This is a genomic window from Ochrobactrum sp. SFR4, assembly GCF_019730395.1.
Lineage (GTDB): Bacteria > Pseudomonadota > Alphaproteobacteria > Rhizobiales > Rhizobiaceae > Pseudochrobactrum.
The window spans coordinates 1-235 of sequence record NZ_JAAPBB010001393.1 but is presented as its reverse complement, the minus strand read 5'-3'; the positions used below and the strand labels follow the sequence as shown (position 1 = coordinate 235).

At 56.2% G+C, this 235-nt stretch carries 1 protein-coding gene; it reads left to right on the top strand.

Going from position 1 to position 235, the window contains the following annotated elements:
• Positions 1-235 (top strand): ABC transporter substrate-binding protein (locus HBA93_RS23600; protein WP_221724827.1); only part of this gene is annotated, 235 nt, incomplete at both ends.

The window sequence follows — 235 nt, the reverse complement described above, 5'->3', positions numbered from 1 at the left end:
GAGAAAGTTGTCCTGAAACTGGTGGATGATGCGGCCGACCCTAAACAGGGCGTTTCTGCTGCCAACCAGCTGATCGGTGACGGCATTCAGTTCGTTGTAGGTCCTGTGACCTCCGGTTCGGCTATGGCTGTGTCTGATGCGCTGGCTGAGGCCGGTGTTGTCATGGTAACGCCAACTGCAACCGCTCCAAGCCTTACAAACCGCGGTCTGGAAAATGTTTTCCGTACCTGTGGCC